Origin of the sequence: Roseovarius aestuariivivens, assembly GCF_004761875.1 — a bacterium.
Classification (GTDB): Bacteria; Pseudomonadota; Alphaproteobacteria; order Rhodobacterales; family Rhodobacteraceae; genus Roseovarius; species Roseovarius aestuariivivens.
This window is the reverse complement of the sequence record NZ_SJEY01000001.1, coordinates 582,686-600,765: the sequence shown is the minus strand read 5'-3', so window position 1 is coordinate 600,765 and position 18,080 is coordinate 582,686. Positions and strand designations below refer to the sequence as shown.

Annotated in this window: 20 protein-coding genes; 9 read left to right on the top strand and 11 right to left on the bottom strand. The window is 59.9% G+C overall.

The genetic code is table 11. The annotated features are described in order from the left end of the window. Positions 1-73: 73 nt before the first annotated feature. The 6 genes from EZV60_RS02940 (at position 74) to EZV60_RS02915 (ending at position 6,385) form a co-directional block, all read left to right on the top strand. The gene (locus EZV60_RS02940) at positions 74-1,105 is read left to right on the top strand and encodes a branched-chain amino acid ABC transporter permease (RefSeq protein ID WP_135501955.1); all 1,032 of its coding nucleotides are present in this window, start codon (positions 74-76) and stop codon (positions 1,103-1,105) included. Between the two features lie 3 nt (positions 1,106-1,108). Further along, on the top strand, positions 1,109-2,311 hold the full coding sequence (locus EZV60_RS02935; RefSeq protein ID WP_135501953.1) for a branched-chain amino acid ABC transporter permease: 1,203 nt from the start codon (positions 1,109-1,111) through the stop codon (positions 2,309-2,311). Between the two features lie 12 nt (positions 2,312-2,323). Then, positions 2,324-3,079, top strand: a complete 756-nt coding sequence (locus EZV60_RS02930) for an ABC transporter ATP-binding protein (protein WP_135501951.1) — start codon at positions 2,324-2,326, stop codon at positions 3,077-3,079. A gap of 17 nt (positions 3,080-3,096) precedes the next feature. Continuing rightward, the gene (locus tag EZV60_RS02925) at positions 3,097-3,852 is read left to right on the top strand and encodes an ABC transporter ATP-binding protein (protein WP_135501949.1); all 756 of its coding nucleotides are present in this window, start codon (positions 3,097-3,099) and stop codon (positions 3,850-3,852) included. Between the two features lie 93 nt (positions 3,853-3,945). Further along, complete coding sequence (gene acs / locus EZV60_RS02920) at positions 3,946-5,895, top strand: acetate--CoA ligase (RefSeq protein WP_135501947.1); 1,950 nt, start codon at positions 3,946-3,948, stop codon at positions 5,893-5,895. Between the two features lie 214 nt (positions 5,896-6,109). Beyond that, positions 6,110-6,385, top strand: a complete 276-nt coding sequence (locus EZV60_RS02915) for a glucose-6-phosphate isomerase (RefSeq protein WP_135501945.1) — start codon at positions 6,110-6,112, stop codon at positions 6,383-6,385. Positions 6,386-6,519: 134 nt separating this feature from the next. Here the strand turns inward: EZV60_RS02915 and queF are convergent, their stop codons facing one another. The 9 genes from queF to EZV60_RS02870 form a co-directional block, all read right to left on the bottom strand. Next, complete coding sequence (gene queF, locus EZV60_RS02910) at positions 6,520-6,987, bottom strand: preQ(1) synthase (protein ID WP_135501944.1); 468 nt, start codon at positions 6,985-6,987, stop codon at positions 6,520-6,522. 1 nt (position 6,988) lies between these two features. After that, on the bottom strand, positions 6,989-7,714 hold the full coding sequence (queE, locus tag EZV60_RS02905; RefSeq protein ID WP_210115049.1) for a 7-carboxy-7-deazaguanine synthase QueE: 726 nt from the start codon (positions 7,712-7,714) through the stop codon (positions 6,989-6,991). Then, positions 7,711-8,067 carry a 6-carboxytetrahydropterin synthase QueD gene (gene queD / locus EZV60_RS02900; protein WP_135501940.1) on the bottom strand — a complete coding sequence of 119 codons (357 nt, stop codon included), beginning with the start codon at positions 8,065-8,067 and terminating at the stop codon, positions 7,711-7,713. The genes queE and queD overlap by 4 nt, the downstream gene beginning before the upstream one ends. Further along, positions 8,067-8,759 (bottom strand): 7-cyano-7-deazaguanine synthase QueC, encoded by a 693-nt coding sequence (gene queC, locus EZV60_RS02895; protein WP_135501938.1) that lies wholly within the window; start codon positions 8,757-8,759, stop codon positions 8,067-8,069. Before queC ends, queD begins: the two co-directional genes overlap by 1 nt. A gap of 80 nt (positions 8,760-8,839) precedes the next feature. Then, the gene (locus tag EZV60_RS02890; RefSeq protein ID WP_135501936.1) at positions 8,840-10,186 is read right to left on the bottom strand and encodes an MATE family efflux transporter; all 1,347 of its coding nucleotides are present in this window, start codon (positions 10,184-10,186) and stop codon (positions 8,840-8,842) included. 45 nt (positions 10,187-10,231) lie between these two features. Then, entirely contained in the window at positions 10,232-11,107 is an 876-nt protein-coding gene (locus EZV60_RS02885) for a nickel/cobalt transporter (protein WP_135501934.1), read from the bottom strand. Then, the gene (locus tag EZV60_RS02880; protein WP_135501932.1) at positions 11,092-11,724 is read right to left on the bottom strand and encodes a DUF1007 family protein; all 633 of its coding nucleotides are present in this window, start codon (positions 11,722-11,724) and stop codon (positions 11,092-11,094) included. Before EZV60_RS02880 ends, EZV60_RS02885 begins: the two co-directional genes overlap by 16 nt. Before the next feature lie 50 nt (positions 11,725-11,774). Next, positions 11,775-12,698: a polyphosphate kinase 2 gene (gene ppk2, locus EZV60_RS02875; RefSeq protein WP_135501930.1), complete on the bottom strand. Its 924-nt coding sequence runs from the start codon at positions 12,696-12,698 to the stop codon at positions 11,775-11,777. 93 nt (positions 12,699-12,791) lie between these two features. After that, entirely contained in the window at positions 12,792-13,103 is a 312-nt protein-coding gene (locus tag EZV60_RS02870; protein ID WP_135501928.1) for an ETC complex I subunit, read from the bottom strand. 211 nt (positions 13,104-13,314) lie between these two features. Between EZV60_RS02870 and uvrB the strand changes: the two genes are divergently transcribed. Together uvrB and EZV60_RS02860 are read left to right on the top strand one after the other, a co-directional pair. Next, positions 13,315-15,513, top strand: coding sequence for an excinuclease ABC subunit UvrB (gene uvrB / locus EZV60_RS02865; RefSeq protein ID WP_135501926.1), 2,199 nt, complete (start codon positions 13,315-13,317; stop codon positions 15,511-15,513). Between the two features lie 8 nt (positions 15,514-15,521). Next, positions 15,522-16,421, top strand: coding sequence for an abortive infection family protein (locus tag EZV60_RS02860; RefSeq protein ID WP_210115048.1), 900 nt, complete (start codon positions 15,522-15,524; stop codon positions 16,419-16,421). Positions 16,422-16,483: 62 nt separating this feature from the next. Here EZV60_RS02860 and EZV60_RS02855 read toward each other — a convergent pair whose 3' ends face one another. Continuing rightward, entirely contained in the window at positions 16,484-16,801 is a 318-nt protein-coding gene (locus tag EZV60_RS02855; protein WP_135501923.1) for an antibiotic biosynthesis monooxygenase family protein, read from the bottom strand. Between the two features lie 292 nt (positions 16,802-17,093). On the opposite strand from EZV60_RS02855, the gene EZV60_RS02850 reads away from it, so the two are divergent. Beyond that, complete coding sequence (locus EZV60_RS02850; RefSeq protein WP_135501921.1) at positions 17,094-17,345, top strand: hypothetical protein; 252 nt, start codon at positions 17,094-17,096, stop codon at positions 17,343-17,345. Positions 17,346-17,390: 45 nt separating this feature from the next. On the opposite strand, the gene EZV60_RS02845 is transcribed toward EZV60_RS02850, so the two are convergent. Next, on the bottom strand, positions 17,391-18,074 hold the full coding sequence (locus tag EZV60_RS02845; protein WP_135501919.1) for a DUF6782 family putative metallopeptidase: 684 nt from the start codon (positions 18,072-18,074) through the stop codon (positions 17,391-17,393). Between the last annotated feature and the right edge of the window lie 6 nt (positions 18,075-18,080).

The following is an 18,080-nucleotide window of genomic DNA, read 5'->3' as shown; positions in this document are numbered from 1 at the left end:
TGGGCAGATCTGCCCACCCTACCCCTGCGCCCGCGCCTGCGCGGCGCCTTCCAAAAACCATGGGGGCAGACCGATGGAAGCCATCATCCTTCAAATTCTGAACGGCCTGGACAAGGGCTCGGCCTATGCGCTCATCGCGCTCGGCCTGACGCTGATTTTCGGCACGCTCGGCGTCGTGAACTTCGCGCATGGCGCGCTCTTCATGATCGGCGCGTTCTGCGCCGTCACGCTCAGCCGTATCCTGACGCTGTCGCACACCGTCATCGACGAATCGAAAACCGACTTTCTCGGCAACCCGCTGAAGGTTGACGTGCCTTATGTCTACGATTTCTTCGGTCAAGCCACCGGCGATGCGATTATCGACTGGGCCGTGCCGCTGTCGATCCTCTTTGCCATTCCGGTCATGATGCTGATCGGCGTGGTGATGGAACGCGGGCTGATCAAGCACTTCTACAAGCGCCCCCACGCGGACCAGATCCTTGTCACCTTCGGCCTGGCCATCGTCCTTCAGGAAGTGATCAAGTATTTTTACGGCGCCAACCCGATCCCGACGCCCGCGCCAGAGGCATTTACCGGCTCCTTCGATTTCGGCGCGATGCTGGGCTTCGATCCCAACATGATCATCTATCCCTACTGGCGGATCATCTACTTTATCTTCGCGGCGATCATCATCGGCGGTGTCTTTGCCTTCCTGCAGTTCACCACCTTCGGCATGGTGGTGCGCGCCGGCATGGCCGACCGCGAGACGGTCAAGCTCTTGGGGATCAATATCGACCGCCGCTTTACGCTCATGTTCGGTCTGGCCGCTGCTGTCGCGGGCCTGGCCGGGGTTATGTACACGCCGATCAACTCGCCGAACTATCACATGGGCATGGACTTTCTCGTGCTGAGCTTCGTCGTGGTCGTCGTCGGCGGCATGGGAAGCCTTCCGGGCGCCGTGCTGGCCGGGTTCCTCCTCGGAACGCTGGAAAGCTTCGCCTCTATGGGCGCCGTGCTCGAAGTGCTGCCCGGCATCAACCAGATCGTCATCTACCTGGTGGCCATCATCATTCTACTGACGCGTCCGCGTGGCCTGATGGGCCGCAAGGGCGTGATGGAGGACTAAGCCATGCTCGGTCTCGATAGCAAAGACTTCAAACTTCTTCTGATCGTCGCGGCACTCACAATGCTGGCGCCCTTCATCCTGAACCCCTTCCCCGAAGGCTCGGGCATGGCTCAGTTCAACGCGGGCTACCCCGACCTGATGCAGCGCTTCGTGATCTTCGGGATCTTCGCGATCGGCTTCAACATCCTCTTCGGCCTGACGGGCTACCTCTCCTTCGGGCACGCCGCCTTCCTCGGCGTCGGGTCTTACGGCGCGATGTGGATGATGAAGCTTTTCTCGCTGAACGTGCTGCCGGCAATCGCCGTGGGCATCATCGTGTCGGGCATCTTCGCGCTCGCCGTGGGCTATGTCTCGCTGCGTCGCTCGGGCATCTATTTCTCGATCCTGACGCTCGCCTTCGCGCAGATGTCCTATGCGCTGGCCTATTCGGTCCTGACACCGCTCACCGGTGGTGAGACCGGTCTGCAGATCAAGTCGACCGACAACCCGCTCCTCTCGACGATTCCCGAGGGCGAGATCGGCCGCGCAAGCCTCTTCGGTTTGGACATGCGCGCCAGCTACGAGATGAACGCGGGCGACTGGCTCTTTACCTTCAACGCGGGCTACTACATCGCCGCGCTGATCATGCTGCTGGCCTTTTACCTGTCGATCCGGATCTTCCGGTCGCCCTTTGGCACCATGCTGCGCGCGGTGAAATCGAACCAGACGCGGATGTACTACACCGGCCTCAACGCGCGTCCCTACACGCTGGCGGCCTTCGTGATCTCGGGCATGTATGCCGGTCTTGCGGGTGGTCTTCTGGTGGCGATGGACACGCAGGTGGGTCCCGAACGCATGTTCTGGACCGCCTCGGGCGAGGTGGTGCTGATGACCATCCTCGGCGGCGCGGGCACCCTGATAGGTCCGGTGCTCGGGTCGGGCGTGATCAAGTACATGGAAAATATCCTGTCGAAGATCAACAAGGACATCCTGCATGAATGGTTCGCCTTCCTGCCGGACGGGCTTGAGGACTTCATCGTCGCCATCGTTTACCCCTTCGTGGGCAAGGGCTGGCACCTGACGCTGGGCCTGATCTTCATGGCGGTGGTGATCTTCCTGCCCGGCGGTCTTGTCCAGGGTGGCCAAAAAATCGCGCGCCTCTTCCGTGGCAAGAAGGCTTCGGAAGACAGCGACGAGAAATCCACTCAATCCACCCCGGCCGAATAAGGAGCCCCGACCATGGCAATTCTTGAAGTCAAGAACGTCAACAAGCGCTTCGGCGGCCTGCAAGCCCTTGGTGACGTCAACCTCAGCGTGGAGGAAAATACCGTCCACGCCATCATTGGCCCCAATGGCGCGGGGAAGTCGACCCTTCTCAACTGCCTGATCGGCAAGCTTATCCCCGATACCGGCTCTGTCATGTTCGACGGGCAGTCGGTGTTGGGGCGCAAGCCCTACCAGATCAATCAGATGGGGATTTCCCGCGTTTTTCAGACACCCGAAATCTTCGGTGATCTGACCGTATTGGAAAACATGATGATCCCGATCTTCGCCAAACGCGACGGGGCCTTCCGGCTGCATGCTTTCGAAAACACCTTCGCGGAAAAGCATGTGATGGATCAGGCGATGCAGATGCTCGAAGATCTGAACATGGCCGACAAGCGGAACTTTCACTCCGCCTCCATGTCGCGCGGCGACAAGCGGCGTTTGGAAATCGGCATGTGCCTAGCCCAGGAACCGCGCTTGCTGCTTCTGGACGAGCCCACGGCCGGCATGGCGCGCGCCGATACCAACAACACCATCGACCTGCTCAAGCAGATCAAGGAAGAGCGCGACATCACCATCGCCATCATCGAACACGACATGCACGTCGTCTTCAGCCTCGCCGAACGGATCACCGTTCTGGCGCAGGGTACCCCCCTGGTCGAGGACACCCCCGACAAGATCAAGGGCCACCCCAAGGTACGCGAAGCGTATCTGGGCGAGTCGGCTTAACGCAGGAGAACTATGAGATGAACGTCAAACCCGACTTCTCCAAGGGCGTGAACCGCGCCGAGACTTCCCCGGCCTTCCTCTCGGTCTGGGGGATGCAATCCTACTACGGCGAAAGCTACATCGTGCAGGACATTTCCTTCGATGTGCACGAAGGCGAAATCCTCGCCCTTCTCGGGCGCAACGGCGCGGGTAAAACCACGACGCTGCGGTCCATCGCGCGGATGGACAAACCCCAGGTGCTGCATGGCGAAATCTGGCTCGACCACCAGCCCCTTCACAAGATGGAAAGCCACGAGGCATCGGCTGCGGGTATCGGCCTTGTCCCCGAAGACCGCTGCATCATTCCCGGCCTGACGGTCGAGGAAAATCTGCAGCTTGCCCAGATCGCACCCCCCGTGGGCTGGTCAATCGACAGGCTTTTCGATCTTTTTCCCCGTCTGAAGGAACGCCGCAGGCAGGAAGGCGTTACGCTTTCAGGAGGAGAACAGCAAATGCTGGCCGTTGCCCGTGCGCTTGCACGCGACATCAAGGTGCTGCTTTTGGACGAGCCCTATGAAGGGCTTGCGCCTGTGATCGTGGATGAGATCGAAAAAACGCTTCGCGTCATCAAGGAAAAGGGCATCACCACCATTCTGGTCGAGCAAAATGCGGTTCGCGCACTCGAACTGGCCGACCGCGCGATCATTCTCGACACAGGCGGCATCGTCTTTGACGGCACCGCCGCAGAAGTGCTCGAGAACGAAGAGCTGCGCTCCGAATATCTCGCGATCTGACGACAATGCATGGGTCGGACTCCATAGATGTTTGCCGGCCCTGCGATCCCCGTGTAGGGATACTGGAACATACTACTTAAGGAGGGGGATAAGATGACTGATACAACCTACCCGCCATCATCCGATTTTGTACAAAATGCTCATATCGACGCTGAGAAGTACGACAAAATGTACAAATCGTCGATTGAAGACCCCGAGAGCTTCTGGGCAGAGCACGGCAAGCGGATTGACTGGATCAAGCCTTTCTCGACGGTAAAAAACGTCAACTACATGTACCCCGACGTGTCGATCAAGTGGTACGAGGACGGGTCGCTGAACGTGGCGGCCAACTGCATCGATCGCCACCTGGACACGCGCGGAGATCAGACGGCAATCATCTGGGAGCCCGACGAGCCGACCGACGAAGCGCTGCATATCACGTACAAGGAACTGCACGCCGAAGTCTGCCGGATGGCCAATGTTCTCAAGAACTTGGGTATTGGGAAGGGTGATCGCGTGGTCATCTACCTGCCGATGATCCCCGAGGCCGCGTATGCCATGCTCGCCTGTGCGAGGGTCGGCGCGATCCACTCCATCGTCTTCGCCGGCTTTTCTCCCGACGCGCTCGGCGCGCGTGTCAACGGCTGCGATGCGAAGCTTGTGATCACCGCCGACACCGCACCGCGCGGCGGTCGCGTGACCAAACTGAAAGACAATGTAAATCAGGCACTTCTGCACGACACCAGCGATGTAAAGTGCCTCGTTGTCAAACGCACCGGCGACCAGGTCGCATGGCGAAGCGATCTCGACTTCTGGTGGCACGAAGAGGCGGAGAAAGCCTCCGACGAGTGCGAACCTGAGGAAATGAACGCCGAGGATCCGCTTTTCATTCTGTACACGTCGGGATCGACGGGACAGCCCAAAGGCGTCGTGCATTCCACCGGTGGCTACCTGGTTTATGCCGCTATGACGCACGAGATTACGTTCGACTATCACGACGGCGATATCTACTGGTGCACCGCCGACGTCGGCTGGGTTACTGGACACAGCTACATCGTCTACGGCCCGCTCGCCAATGGTGCTACGACGCTGATGTTCGAAGGCGTCCCGACCTATCCGGACGCGTCGCGTTTCTGGCAGGTGTGCGAAAAGCACAAGGTAAACCAGTTCTACACTGCTCCCACCGCGATCCGCGCTTTGATGGGTCAGGGCGACGAATACGTCAGCAAGTGCAATCTGAGTGATCTCAAGGTGCTCGGCACTGTGGGTGAGCCGATCAACCCCGAAGCATGGAATTGGTATTACAACGTGGTCGGCAAGGCCAATTGCCCCATCGTTGACACGTGGTGGCAGACCGAAACCGGCGGGCACCTGATGACGCCCCTGCCCGGTGCGCATGACCTCAAGCCCGGCGCTGCGATGAAGCCGTTCTTCGGATTGAAATTCGAAGTGCTGGACCCGGAGTCCGGCAAAACCATCGAGAGCAATCCCGCCGAAGGTGTACTTTGCATCGCCGACAGCTGGCCGGGGCAAATGCGCACTGTCTGGGGTGATCATGAGCGGTTCATGAACACTTACTTCCAGCAGTACAAAGGCTATTACTTCACCGGCGACGGTTGTCGCCGGGACGAGGACGGGGACTATTGGATCACGGGTCGCGTCGACGATGTGATCAATGTTTCGGGCCACCGCATGGGCACTGCGGAAGTTGAGAGCGCTCTTGTGGCGCATTCGAAAGTCTCTGAAGCCGCGGTTGTTGGCTATCCCCACGACATCAAAGGGCAAGGCATTTACTGCTACGTCACCCTCATGTCGGGGCAGGAGCCGTCTGATGAGCTGCGCAAGGAGTTGTCAGATTGGGTCCGCCAAGAGATTGGCCCGATTGCCAAGCCTGACCTTATCCAATGGGCCCCGGGCCTTCCAAAGACAAGGTCCGGCAAGATCATGCGCCGCATCCTGCGCAAGATCGCGGAAAACGATTACGGCAGCCTTGGGGACACCTCGACTCTGGCCGATCCTGGCGTCGTGGATGACCTTATCGATAACCGCATGAACCGCGGGTAACTCGTTGATCTTGTGTATTGGCGCGTGTTTCGCGACGCCAATAGGCCAAACATCGCCGGGCTGGCTTTCACATGAAAGCCAGCCCTTTTTCCCATTTGGGTCACCCGATATGTTGCGCCATTGGCCGTCGTAAGGGTGTACAAAAGAAACCGTTGCGCGCCCGCAAGCGTTGGCGTTTAGATAACATTTCGAACACCCCAAGCAGGAGTTTCGCATGAAAACCAGATTGACCGCAGCCCTCGCCGCCAGTGCCCTTGTTCTCGCCGGCTGCCAGAACATGTCACAGCAACAGCAGGATCAGATCACCGCCGGTGCAATTGGCGCGACGGCGGGCGTCGTAGGTGCCAAGATCCTCGGTGCGAATGCCGGCTGGACAATGGTCGCGGCCGCAGCAGGCGCCGCAACCGGCGCTTTGATCGCTCGTAACCAGCGCACCGGCGAATGCGCCTATTCGGACGGAAGAGGCGGCTACTACACCGCGGCTTGCTAAACGCGGCGTGTCCACTCAAGACGGAAAACGGCCCGGGTATCATGATGAAGTTCGGGCCGTTCTTGTATCTAGAGTTGTCGGATACCCTCAACAAAGGCGGAGATCCTCCCAGCCGAAGGTTCCAAAGCCTCTGGTCAGCCCCGTCCGCGATACGGCGGCACGCCCTGGTCGGGAATCCAAACCCCTGACGGGGCCTCGCCTGACTGCCAGAAGACATCGATCGGAATGCCGCCGCGCGGATACCAATATCCCCCGATGCGCAACCATTGAGGATCCAGAAACTCCACGAGGCGCCGCGCGATGGAAATCGTGCAGTCTTCGTGGAAGGCGCCATGATTCCGGAAAGCGCCGAGATAGAGTTTCAGCGATTTGCTTTCGACAAGCCACTTTGCCGGGACATAATCGATCACGAGGTGCGCGAAATCGGGCTGGCCCGTCATCGGGCAAAGCGACGTGAACTCCGGCACTGTGAAGCGAACATTGTAGGTGACGTCGGCCTGCGGATTTTCCACACGCTCCAGCTCTGCCAGTTCCGGGCTTTCGGGCATTTCGGTCGTTCCGCCCAGCTGTTTGAGTCCGGAATAAATTGAGTTCTCGGCCATGTCAGACCCCCCTCTTGTTGCCCCAAAGGCTGACATGCAGTTGCGGCAGCACCTTGGCTTCGTACCATTTCGTCTCCGTCACCCGCGCGACCAGCCAGCGCATGCGCGCCTCGATGCCGGCGTGATCGACCTCAGCGGTGTCATCTTCTGGCGGAGGCGGTGTGTGATTGCCGGGCTGCAGATAGACCGACAGATCGGGAAAACGCGCCGCCGCCTTTTTGGCATAAGCGAAATCGGCCTCGTCAAAAACCACAACCTTGAGCACAACATCGGCAGTCTCCGCAGCCTTTACACAGGCCGCAACCATGTCCCAATCGGTCTCTATCCCGCTTGACGGAGGTTTGGGACTGAGCACCAGCATGTCGAGTGACGCGAACCACGGTTTCACGATCGAGCCCTGCGTTTCCATCGCAAATCCATAGCCCTGGGCGCGGCCCGCCTCAATCAGCGGGCCCAATGGCTGGATCGCCGGATTGCCACCCGAAAGCGTCACCATCAGCGGTTCACCGCCCGACAACCTTGCGACCTCGTCCATGACCTCGCGCGCTGCCATAGGCCGCCATTCCTGCCGATACGCCTGATCCACGGCATGCAGGCTGTCGCACCAGCTGCACCGGAAATCGCAGCCCCCCGTGCGTACGAAAACTGTTGGCAGCCCAATAAGCGCCCCCTCCCCCTGGATCGTCGGTCCGAAAATCTCGGACACGCGGATGCGGTCGTCACTCACTCCCGGTACTCCGCCCAGGTCTTTGGCGTCTCGCTGACCCGCGCGGCGCTTACCTCGGGCCAGCGCACCTTGCACCAGTCGAAAAAATGCTTCGCCAGCTGTTCGGCCGTGACGCCGTCATCGCCCAGCACCTCGTTCAGATGCCGATGATCGAGCGTGTCGTCGATATACCGCTTGAGCGGCGCCAGATCGAGATAGTCACGCACGAACCCATGGGTGTTCAGCGTGTTCGCCCGCATCTCGATCTCGACGATGTAATTGTGCCCGTGCAGTCGGGCGCATTGGTGATCCTCAGGCAGACCTTTCAATTGGTGGGACGCGGAGAAGTGAAATTCCTTGGTGATCGTGTACATCAATGCCCCTCCACCGCTTTTTTCCAAAAGTCCGGATCGGCATAGTCGGTAGGATCCGCGATCCTCGCCAGATGAAAGGCTTCGCGTCGTTCCACGCAAGTGCCGCAGCGCCCGCAATGCACGCCACCGCCCTTGTAACACGACCACGTCTCGCCAAAGGGCGTGTTCCACTTGGCGCCCTCGGTCACGATATCGGCCTTTGAGCGGGTCACGAAGGGTGTGTAGAGCTTGACCTCCGCGACACCGTCAAGCGCCTGGTCCTGCATTTTCTGGAAGGCCTCGATGAAGCCCGGCCTGCAGTCTGGATAGATAAAGTGATCGCCGCCATGGACGGCTGCACCCACTGCCCCGGCCCGCTCGGCGGCAGCCATGCCAAAAGCGATCGTCAGCATGATCGCATTTCGGTTGGGCACGATAGTGATCTTCATTGTGTCTTCGGCATAATGCCCGTCCGGCACCTCAACGTCATCGGTGAGCGCCGAGCCGGACAGCGCACGGCCGACACCGGAAATATCCACCACCTTGTGCGGAACCTTCAGGCGTTCGGCGCAGCGCGCGGCATACTCGACTTCCTTGACGTGCCGCTGGCCGTAATCGAAGGACAATAGCCCTTTGAGCCGCCCTTCTCCGGCGACCTTGTGCGCAAGCGTCACGGAATCGAGCCCGCCCGAGCAAATCACTATCGTATCCATGTTTATCCCTTGTTTTTTTATGCGGGTAGGCTGCGACCGCAGGCTGGTGACCTACGCCTTCGCGCACGCGATTGCAAGTCTCACGCGCGAACTGCGAGCAACCGGAAACGCGCCAAAAGAAACACCGCAGCCAATGCCAGCCCCACGGCGAGCCCAAGCCAGATACCTATGCCGCCATATCCCAACGGAAAGCCCAGAAGGTAGCTGGCCGGCACGCCCACCGCCCAGTAGCTCAGCGCCGCGATCAGCATGGGGGCGCGCGTGTCCTGCAGCCCTCGGAGCAGGCCAAGCGCCATCACCTGCCCCGCATCAACCAGTTGAAAGAGCGCTGCCGCCGCAAGCAGGCCGGTGCCAATCGAAATGACAGCCGCGCGATCGGGCTCTACAGGATCGAGAAACGCCCCGATCATCGCTTCGGGTATGCCGAGATAAAGTCCCACTGTCAGCGCAGCAAAGAGCGCCGAAACCCACAGAACGGCAATCGCGCCGCGGCGGAGGCCGGTGCCGTCGCCCCGTCCGTGCGCCTGGCCTGCGCGGATCGTAGCCGCGTTCGATAGGCCCAAATGCACCATGAACGTGAGCGAAGTGATCTGTATCGCGATCCCGTGCGCGGCCAGTTCTAATTTCCCGATCCATCCCATCATGACAGTAGAGGCCGCAAAGAGACCGACCTCGGCCAAATTCGTAAGGCCGATAGGCCAGCCGAGGCGGACCACATCGCGCAGAGCGTCACAGTCGGGTCGCCAAAGACGCGAAAAAAGCGCATGTTCCGCGGTGGACGTGGCGGCATAAACCGCGAGCGCGGCGAGAGACGCGAGATTGACGATCACGGACGCTATTGCCGCGCCCCGAACCCCAAGTTCGGGGAGCCCCCAATTTCCGAAGATCAGGGCATGGTTGACCAGAATGTTCAGCAAAACGGCGCAGACGGTCACCCAAAGCACAACCGCCGTCCGCTCCAAGGCCGCGAGATATGATTTGAGCACCATCACCAGCAAAGCTGGCACCAGTGCGCCTGACACAAGGGCCGCATACTGGCCTGCAAGCTGGGATAATGACGGATCCTGACCCAGCAGACGAAAGATCGGCGCGGACCAGATGAGCAGCGGCATCGCTGCGAGCCCGAAAGCGGCGGACGCCCAAGCGCCCATCCGAGTGACGCGTCGCACCGATGCGCCCTCACCCGCCGCCTCGGCCCGCGCGACCATGGGCATGACGGCCCACGCAAACCCAGAGCCGAAGAGAAACAGAACAAAGAAGAACGTACCGCCCAAAACCTCGGCGGCCAACGCATCCACGCCGTACCAACCCAACATCACTGCATCGCTGAGCGTTATTGCCAACTGCGCAATGTGACTGCCGATCAGGGGCAGACCAAGGCGCAGGACACGTATGGCATGGTCTTTGTAAGTCGCGACGCTGGTCATGGCCCGAGCGTTAGGTGCGCGACGCGGGCAACACAAGCTTCTTGATCAGAGCGCGCGCAAGAAGAGCTGGCCCGCCACGAATGCAACCAGCGCCCCGGCGGCGATTTCAAGAACGGTCAGAACTCTTAAAGCGCCATCTCCACCGGTTAGCCTGGCCATCATGCCTTCGCGCAAGGTAACGGCAGCAACAGCCACTGCCACGGTCACGCTCGCCGTGCCAAGGCCCATGGCGAAGGCCCCCGCGATACCGGCAGCGTCAAGGCCCAAACGCCAAGTCAGAATCAAGACGAAAAGCGCCCCGGTGCAAGGCCGGATCGCCACTGCCGCAATCAGCGCCACCGCGTCGCGCAGGCTGCGGACCTGTGCGGCGTCTTCCAGGCTGGGGGCGTGCCGGTTGCCGCAGGACGCACATACCTCATCTGTTCGCTCAGTGGTGCGCCACCGGCGTAGGCCGCGCAACATCAGCCAGACCCCGACAGCGGCGATGGCGCCGTAACTGGCCGGAGCCAGCCAATCTTCGGCCAGACCGGTCATTGCCTCTCGGCCAAGCTCGAAGAGAAAGACACCTCCGTAGACCAGCACCACCGCTGTCGCTGCTTGCGCGAGACTGGAAACCAGAGCCAGAACCGCCAATCGAAGTAGCGGAACACGTGCGCCCACGCCATAGCCGCCGATCAGGATCTTGCCGTGCCCCGGTCCGGCGGCGTGAAAGAAACCATACGCGAAGCAGAGCGCCAGAAGACCGCTCACCGCACCGGGTTCGCCCGCGCGTAACGCGCGAAGGGAACCGGCCAGGGCTGTCTGGACCTCACGCTGTTGCTCAGCTGCCCACCTTGCGACGTCGGTGGCTCCTCCGAAGCCCCACAGCCAGATCGCCAGCCCGATCAGGGCTAGCGCAGCAAGTGTCAGGACTGAGCGCATGTCAGCGTAAGCGTGTCGGCATAATACGTCCCGACCAAGGTTTCCTCGAAAACGCCTTCATCGTCGAACCCGCCGAGCGATGCGACCTTAGCATCGGCGGCTTCCTTGTTTGGCGCTTCAAGTCTGGTCAGGCAGCCTTCCGGCGGTTCGACTCTGCCCGACAAAGACAAAGCGGCGTAATAGGACGGATCAAACGGCCGCACGATGAGCCCATCTGGCGAAAACGGACGGCTTAAAGGTCGGCGGTGGCGTGTCACGATCTGACCGGAGTCCACCGTCACGGAAATTGCCTCTGGACCGTTCAGATCCACGGGACCGTCTGCCGATGTCAGAAAAAGGGCACCATCGAACCCTTCGGGCCAATCCACCAGATCGAAGCCGAGAAGAACCTCGCGCTCATCTTCTTCGAGGTTCATGTCACCATCTGAGTCGAGTCCGCGATCTGACAGAACCAGAAGCGAGAACAACGCGTCGTAGCGCCAAGTCACCTCAACGGCGGTGACATCGCCCGCACCGTTGGTCTCGAAGCTCAAGCCGACATCGACGAAAACATGCGGATGCGCCCGCGCCAATGGCGCGGTAAAACAGAGGACGGCGAGAAGAGCTAACCGGAACATTGCGGTGTTTTAGGGCAGCGCGATCAGCCCGGCAAGCCGAGCATCCCCATTCAGGCGCCCTTGCGCGTATCGGGATGCAACGACTTGCCGAGAATGTGGTCGGCGCCGTGCAGCACGTGTTGCGCAGTGGAAACGATTTGCGGGTCAGGGGGCACCGCGATCTCGGGATCCTTGTTGGGATAATCCAGAGTACTCAGAAAATGCAGCATCGCATTGAGCCGCGCGCGTTTCTTATCGTTGGACTTGATCACCGTCCAAGGCGCATCGGCCGTGTCGGTGTAGAAAAACATCGCCTCTTTCGCTTCGGTGTAATCGTCCCAAAGCCCAAGGCTTTGCTTGTCGATTGGGCTGAGCTTCCACTGTTTGAGCGGATCCGTGGCCCGCGCTTCGAAACGGCGGCGTTGTTCCTCTTGCGTGACAGAGAACCAGTATTTGTAAAGCCGGATCCCGGAGCGCACCAGCATTCGTTCCAGCTCGGGTGTTTGGCGCATGAATTCAAGATATTCCCACGGTTCGCAAAAACCCATGACCCGCTCGACACCCGCCCGGTTATACCAAGAACGGTCGTAGAAAACCATTTCCCCGACGGTCGGCAGATGCTCGATATAGCGCTGAAAGAACCACTGCCCTTTTTCTTCCCAGGTTGGCTTATTGAGCGCCACCACGCGGGCCTGCCGTGGATTGAGGTGTTCGGTGAAGCGCTTGATCGTGCCGCCCTTACCGGCCGCGTCTCGCCCCTCGAAGATGAGTACGAATTTCTCGCCTGTCTCCTGCGCCCAAATCTGTACCTTGAGCAGCTCGGCCTGAATGCGCGCTTTTTGCGTTTCATACTCGTCCCGGCCAAGCTTTTCCGCGTAAGGATAGGCTCCTGCCTCGAACGCCTGACGGAACGCCGTCACTTGATCCGAGGCGGCGGGCCTCGGGCCGATATCCTTTTTTGTCTCGGCTTTTGACTTGGCGGCGGTCTTGGTCATTGGCGATTGCTCCGGTCTGTAACTACGGAACAATCATATCAAAGGCCTGTGGAAAGGGCCTTGATCGGTATCAACTTATTGGGGCGTAACGCGTCAGTGTGTCCAGGCGCCACGACGATTGGTGGCAAAATTCTCGCCATAGCCGCCAGGCCGGATATTGGGTTTGCGCTTGTGGGGGTCGGTCACGACTGCATCGATGCCGTGCTCTTGGGCATAGTCCAGCGCCGCTTCCTTCGTGGGAAAACGAATGCGCACCTGCGCCTGCGTGTCTGCCGAACTGGTCCAGCCCATCAGCGGATCGACGTCTCGGCCGGACTCGTTGACATGTTCCAGAACCCAGTGGTTCGACTTAGATGTGCCCGACTGCGTCGTGCTACGGGCAGGTTGGTAGATACGCGCAGACATGGTCGATCTCCCTCAAAATTCCTGAGTTTCTTATCCCAGAAGGCGGCCGTTGCTTCAAGCGGGCAAACCGCCACAACGTCAGTTTTCGGCTGAAGTATCCGGCGGGTCATTTTGCACACCGGTCACAGCAAATCCCGACCGGGCTCGCGCCTCGTGACTTGAACTCACGCTCCGAACCATCACATCTTGCGCAAGCCTCGAGGATCTTGTCATGCCCTATGCCCATTCGGACAAATCGGACGCCGTCCTTCACGCCCCCGCGCCGGATGTGAAAAGCCGCGAAAAACTCGAAGGCGGCATTCGCTTCGAGCTTCAGACCGAGTTTTCACCGGCGGGAGACCAGCCCACCGCGATCAAGGAACTGAGCGGCGGCATCCTCGACGGAGATCGCGATCAGGTGCTTCTGGGCGCAACCGGCACCGGCAAGACTTACACGATGGCCAAGGTGATCGAGGAAACCCAGCGTCCGGCGATCATCCTTGCGCCCAACAAGACACTCGCGGCCCAGCTCTACGGCGAGTTCAAGCAGTTCTTCCCCAACAACGCCGTCGAGTATTTTGTCTCCTACTACGACTACTATCAGCCCGAGGCCTATGTGCCCCGCTCGGACACCTATATCGAGAAAGAATCCCAGATCAACGAACAGATCGACCGGATGCGCCACTCGGCCACAAGGGCGCTTTTGGAGCGTGACGACGTGATCATCGTCGCCTCGGTCTCCTGCATCTACGGTATCGGCTCGGTCGAAACCTACGGCGCGATGACTCAGGATTTGAAAGTGGGCCACGAATATAACCAGCGTCAGGTTATGGCCGATCTCGTCGCCCAGCAATACCGCCGCAACGATCAGGCGTTTCAGCGCGGGTCTTTCCGTGTGCGCGGCGACAGCCTTGAGATCTTCCCGGCCCACCTCGAAGACCGCGCGTGGCGACTGTCCTTCTTCGGCGACGAGCTTGAGGCGATCACCGAATTCGACCCCCTCATCGGCCAAAAGACAAACGATTTCAATCAGATCCGCGTCTACGCCAATTCCCACTACGTGACGCCCAAGCCAACGATGCAGCAGGCCGTGATCAGCATCAAAAAGGAGCTGCGTACGCGGCTTGACCAGCTTGTGGGCGAGGGCAAATTGCTCGAAGCGCAGCGCCTCGAACAGCGCACCAATTTTGACATCGAAATGCTGGAGGCCACCGGCGTCTGCAACGGGATCGAGAACTATTCGCGCTACCTGACGGGCCGCGCGCCGGGCGAGCCGCCCCCCACGCTTTTCGAGTTCATCCCCGACCACGCCATCGTCTTCGCGGACGAAAGCCACGTCTCCGTTCCGCAGATCGGCGGCATGTACAAGGGCGACTACCGCCGAAAGTTCACGCTGGCCGAACACGGCTTCCGCCTGCCGTCCTGCATGGACAACCGCCCTCTGAAGTTCGAGGAATGGGACGCGATGCGCCCGCAATCTATCTTCGTCTCCGCCACCCCCGCCGCGTGGGAGCTGGAGCAGACGGGCGGCGTCTTCACCGAGCAGGTCATCCGCCCCACCGGCCTTCTGGACCCGCAGGTCGAAATCCGCCCCGTCGAGATGCAGGTCGACGACCTTCTCGATGAGATCCGCAAAGTCTCCGCCAAGGGCTTCCGCACGCTCGCCACCACGCTGACCAAGCGCATGGCCGAGGACCTGACCGAATACCTGCACGAACAGGGCATCCGCGTGCGCTACATGCACTCCGACATCGACACGATCGAGCGGATCGAGATCCTGCGTGATCTGCGCCTCGGCGCCTTCGACGTGCTGGTGGGCATCAACCTCCTGCGCGAGGGGCTCGATATCCCCGAATGCGGGCTGGTGGCCATTCTCGACGCCGACAAGGAAGGCTTCCTGCGCTCCGAGACCTCGCTGATCCAGACCATCGGCCGCGCCGCGCGCAACTCCGAGGGGCGCGTCATCATGTATGCCGACCGCATGACCGGCTCGATGGAGCGCGCGATTGGCGAGACCAACCGCCGCCGCGAGAAACAGATCGCCTATAACGAGGAACACGGCATCACGCCGGCAACGATCAAGAAGAACGTCGAGGATATTCTGGCCGGGCTTTATCAGGGCGATGTGGATATGGCCCGCGTGACCGCCAAGGTCGACAAGCCGATGGTCGGCGCGAACCTGCAGGCGCACTTGGACGGTCTTCGGACGGACATGCGCAGGGCAGCCGAGAACCTGGAGTTCGAAGAAGCCGCCCGCCTGCGCGACGAAATCAAACGGCTCGAAGCGGTCGACCTCGCCGTCCACGACGACCCGCTGGCGCGTCAACAGGCGGTGGAGAAGGCCTCCGACGAGGCCACCAAGAGCAAGGGGCGATCCACGGCCGGGAGACCGGGGCAGCGTGGGGGGAATGTGAAGCGGCAGGGGAGGTAGCGCGAGCAGTGGTTAAGATAAAACACTCTGAGAAGCGCCTGATTGATGGCTGGTTCGATATGTCTGGTGGGAATGTCCTAGACTTTTCAAATCAAACACTGTCCGAGTTCTTCGAGGACGAATTAAGCATCAACATTTATAGCGATAAATATGCTGAAAATGGCAACTCAAAAGCGAACCGTGTAAGAACCTTTCTGTCTTCAGCGACCCCTCGTCGAGCATGTAGATTACTTCGCGCGTTGTGGAAATATCGCAATAGAGCCCATGATGAAGTATTTGAAAGAAAAAACGCATTGTTCTCTGGTGGATACATTGACGTGGAGGAACTTGAACTTCACGAGATGCCAATGGCGCTCGAAAACGAGGAGTTCGAGAAAACCGTATCTGCAATAGAAGCCCGCAGCGAAGATGAAGTTATTAACGCTGCCACAATTGTAGCCCAGCAGTTCAGTTTTGATACAGTGATGGATGAGATTGAACGAGCACGTTCCTTCATTGACGATGATCCCGAAGACGCAATTACAGCTGCATCATCACTCCTTGAAAGCGTTTGCAGATCCATCCTCGTAGAGCTTAGTCTTCCGCTTCCCAAGGATTTAGCAATTTCCAGTCTTTACAAGGCAGTTCGCGATCCGCTCGGACTTTCTCCGGACAAACCTGAAATGAACCCCGTCATCGCAGATGATGTAAGAAAAATACTATCAGGTATCAGTAATGCAGTCAGCGGTATAGGCGCGCTTCGGACGCATGCTGGAGATGCTCATGGTCGCGAAAGAGGGGTCAAGCGCGTGGACGCTCGCATAGCAAGACTTTCAGTAAATGCCGCAAGCTCCTTAGCACTCTTCCTTATTGAGAGTTGGGCCGCAAAATACCCGGAACGAGGTTTGCCGAATTCAAACAAAGCATAGTCCTTAGGCTTATACTGCGACGTACATTGCGGTTCATGTGCCGTGTCTGCCGAACACCACACTCAAAACACCCCCGCCACCTCGTACATCACCGGCTCGAACCGCGAGCACAGCGCCGCAAATTCCCGGTTCCGCGTCCGCATCTCGTCTGACCGCAGCATCGCCTGGAAATCCTCCCGACGCTCCCACTGCGAGTAATTGGCGATCCGGGTTTGCGCATCATTCACATGCAGCCCCGCCGCGATGAACCCTTTCTGTTTCGAGATGAACTCCGCATAGGCCGCCTCCAGCGCGTCCAGCAGATCCGCGCAAGTGCCTGGGGAACACTCGAACGTGGTGATAACGGTCTGGCACGTGGCCCCGGCCTCGATCCTTAACATGGGCGTCTCCTCCTCCGCTTGAGCTTAACACAGACCGACGCCCAAACGTGACTCTATCCCGATTCACAAAGGCACCAAGCCAGCCGCCACCGTAGGCCGTGCTTCAGTGCGGCGTGTTCGCATCTTTTGCATCACAGTTCCCGCAAATCGCAGGCCCGCTCACAAGCCCATCTTGCGCGACTCACGCAAGAAGCGCATACAACGATCCATCCGGGCGCGAGGCTCCGTCCGGCGGCGGCAAGGGCGGCTTCGCCCCTAGAGCGCCATCCTCTCTTTTGGACATCGCACAGACATGCGCACCCTGATCGCCGCCGCCCTGCTCGTGGCAGCCACCCCTTCCTTTGCCCGTGAATTCACGACCGGCACCATCGCCGCCCTTGATCTGACCAAACAGACCGTCACCCTGACCGACAAGACGGTCTATGACCTGCGCAACGGTGCGCTTTTTCCTGAGACGTTGACCGTCGGTGACCGTGTCACGGTTAACTATGTGTCGGAAGGCGAAGACGGGATCGAAAAGGTCGTGGCCCTGACGAAATTCTGAACGTGGCCCGCCCGGCAGGTCGCCAGAGCGGCCCGTTGGGCGGTGCTAGCGAGACGACGGATCGCTGCAGTCATATGCCGCGCCGCCTGGCAGAATGCAAAGTTGCCGGAAATACCGGTCGCTCAACGTTCCGTAAGAGGGCAGGCGATGGTCCTGGTCTTCGCGGTCTAGGTAGTCGCTGCAACTGCTGAGATAGTAGCGTTCGACACGCGCTTCAGAGGCATACCATTGCGCGAAGGCCGCAGCGGCGGCCCCCGCCGCGCCATCACCTGCTGTCATCGCCTCCTCGAACCTGGCAACGATATCTTTCGTGCTGTCCCAGGCTTTAAGCGCGTCCCACAGGGCCTCTTTGCCGTCCTGGCGCCCTTCCCAGGCGACTAGAAGGGACACGGCGTTGGCGTCCGCCTCGTTCGCCATCACGGCGCGTGCGTTTTCCTCCATGGACAGACCCGGACGCGGGCAAGCGCCGCTTCGCACTTGGTCGAGATGACGCAGCTCATGCACGACGATTGCCCTGCGCAGATCCGGCGCGGCCAGGCTGCTGATCACGATGCGACGCGGTGACACTAGCATATAGCCCAGTTCGAGTATCAGCTTATCCGAAAGGCAGATTTCAAGCGCCGGGTCGTTGAGCGCCGACTCGAGCGAGGGGAAGCCCGCGACGTCCTTCCGCGCCTGCACAACCAGACTTGCGACCGCCGGGACGGATTGATCCTCGAAAGGTGCCATCAGACA

Bases quoted from the DNA above. Each gene is read 5' to 3' on its own strand.
- EZV60_RS02850 (WP_135501921.1), top strand. From the start codon at position 17,094: ATGCGCACCCTGATCGCCGCCGCCCTGCTCGTGGCAGCCACCCCTTCC.
- queF (WP_135501944.1), bottom strand. From the start codon at position 6,987: ATGGCCGAGAACTCAATTTATTCCGGACTCAAACAGCTGGGCGGAACG.
- EZV60_RS02870 (WP_135501928.1), bottom strand. From the start codon at position 13,103: ATGTCTGCGCGTATCTACCAACCTGCCCGTAGCACGACGCAGTCGGGC.
- EZV60_RS02855 (WP_135501923.1), bottom strand. From the start codon at position 16,801: ATGTTAAGGATCGAGGCCGGGGCCACGTGCCAGACCGTTATCACCACG.
- EZV60_RS02880 (WP_135501932.1), bottom strand. From the start codon at position 11,724: ATGTTCCGGTTAGCTCTTCTCGCCGTCCTCTGTTTTACCGCGCCATTG.
- acs (WP_135501947.1), top strand. From the start codon at position 3,946: ATGACTGATACAACCTACCCGCCATCATCCGATTTTGTACAAAATGCT.
- EZV60_RS02885 (WP_135501934.1), bottom strand. From the start codon at position 11,107: ATGCGCTCAGTCCTGACACTTGCTGCGCTAGCCCTGATCGGGCTGGCG.
- EZV60_RS02935 (WP_135501953.1), top strand. From the start codon at position 1,109: ATGCTCGGTCTCGATAGCAAAGACTTCAAACTTCTTCTGATCGTCGCG.
- EZV60_RS02940 (WP_135501955.1), top strand. From the start codon at position 74: ATGGAAGCCATCATCCTTCAAATTCTGAACGGCCTGGACAAGGGCTCG.
- EZV60_RS02845 (WP_135501919.1), bottom strand. From the start codon at position 18,074: ATGGCACCTTTCGAGGATCAATCCGTCCCGGCGGTCGCAAGTCTGGTT.
- ppk2 (WP_135501930.1), bottom strand. From the start codon at position 12,698: ATGACCAAGACCGCCGCCAAGTCAAAAGCCGAGACAAAAAAGGATATC.
- EZV60_RS02890 (WP_135501936.1), bottom strand. From the start codon at position 10,186: ATGACCAGCGTCGCGACTTACAAAGACCATGCCATACGTGTCCTGCGC.
- uvrB (WP_135501926.1), top strand. From the start codon at position 13,315: ATGCCCTATGCCCATTCGGACAAATCGGACGCCGTCCTTCACGCCCCC.
- EZV60_RS02930 (WP_135501951.1), top strand. From the start codon at position 2,324: ATGGCAATTCTTGAAGTCAAGAACGTCAACAAGCGCTTCGGCGGCCTG.
- queD (WP_135501940.1), bottom strand. From the start codon at position 8,067: ATGTACACGATCACCAAGGAATTTCACTTCTCCGCGTCCCACCAATTG.
- queC (WP_135501938.1), bottom strand. From the start codon at position 8,759: ATGGATACGATAGTGATTTGCTCGGGCGGGCTCGATTCCGTGACGCTT.
- EZV60_RS02925 (WP_135501949.1), top strand. From the start codon at position 3,097: ATGAACGTCAAACCCGACTTCTCCAAGGGCGTGAACCGCGCCGAGACT.
- EZV60_RS02915 (WP_135501945.1), top strand. From the start codon at position 6,110: ATGAAAACCAGATTGACCGCAGCCCTCGCCGCCAGTGCCCTTGTTCTC.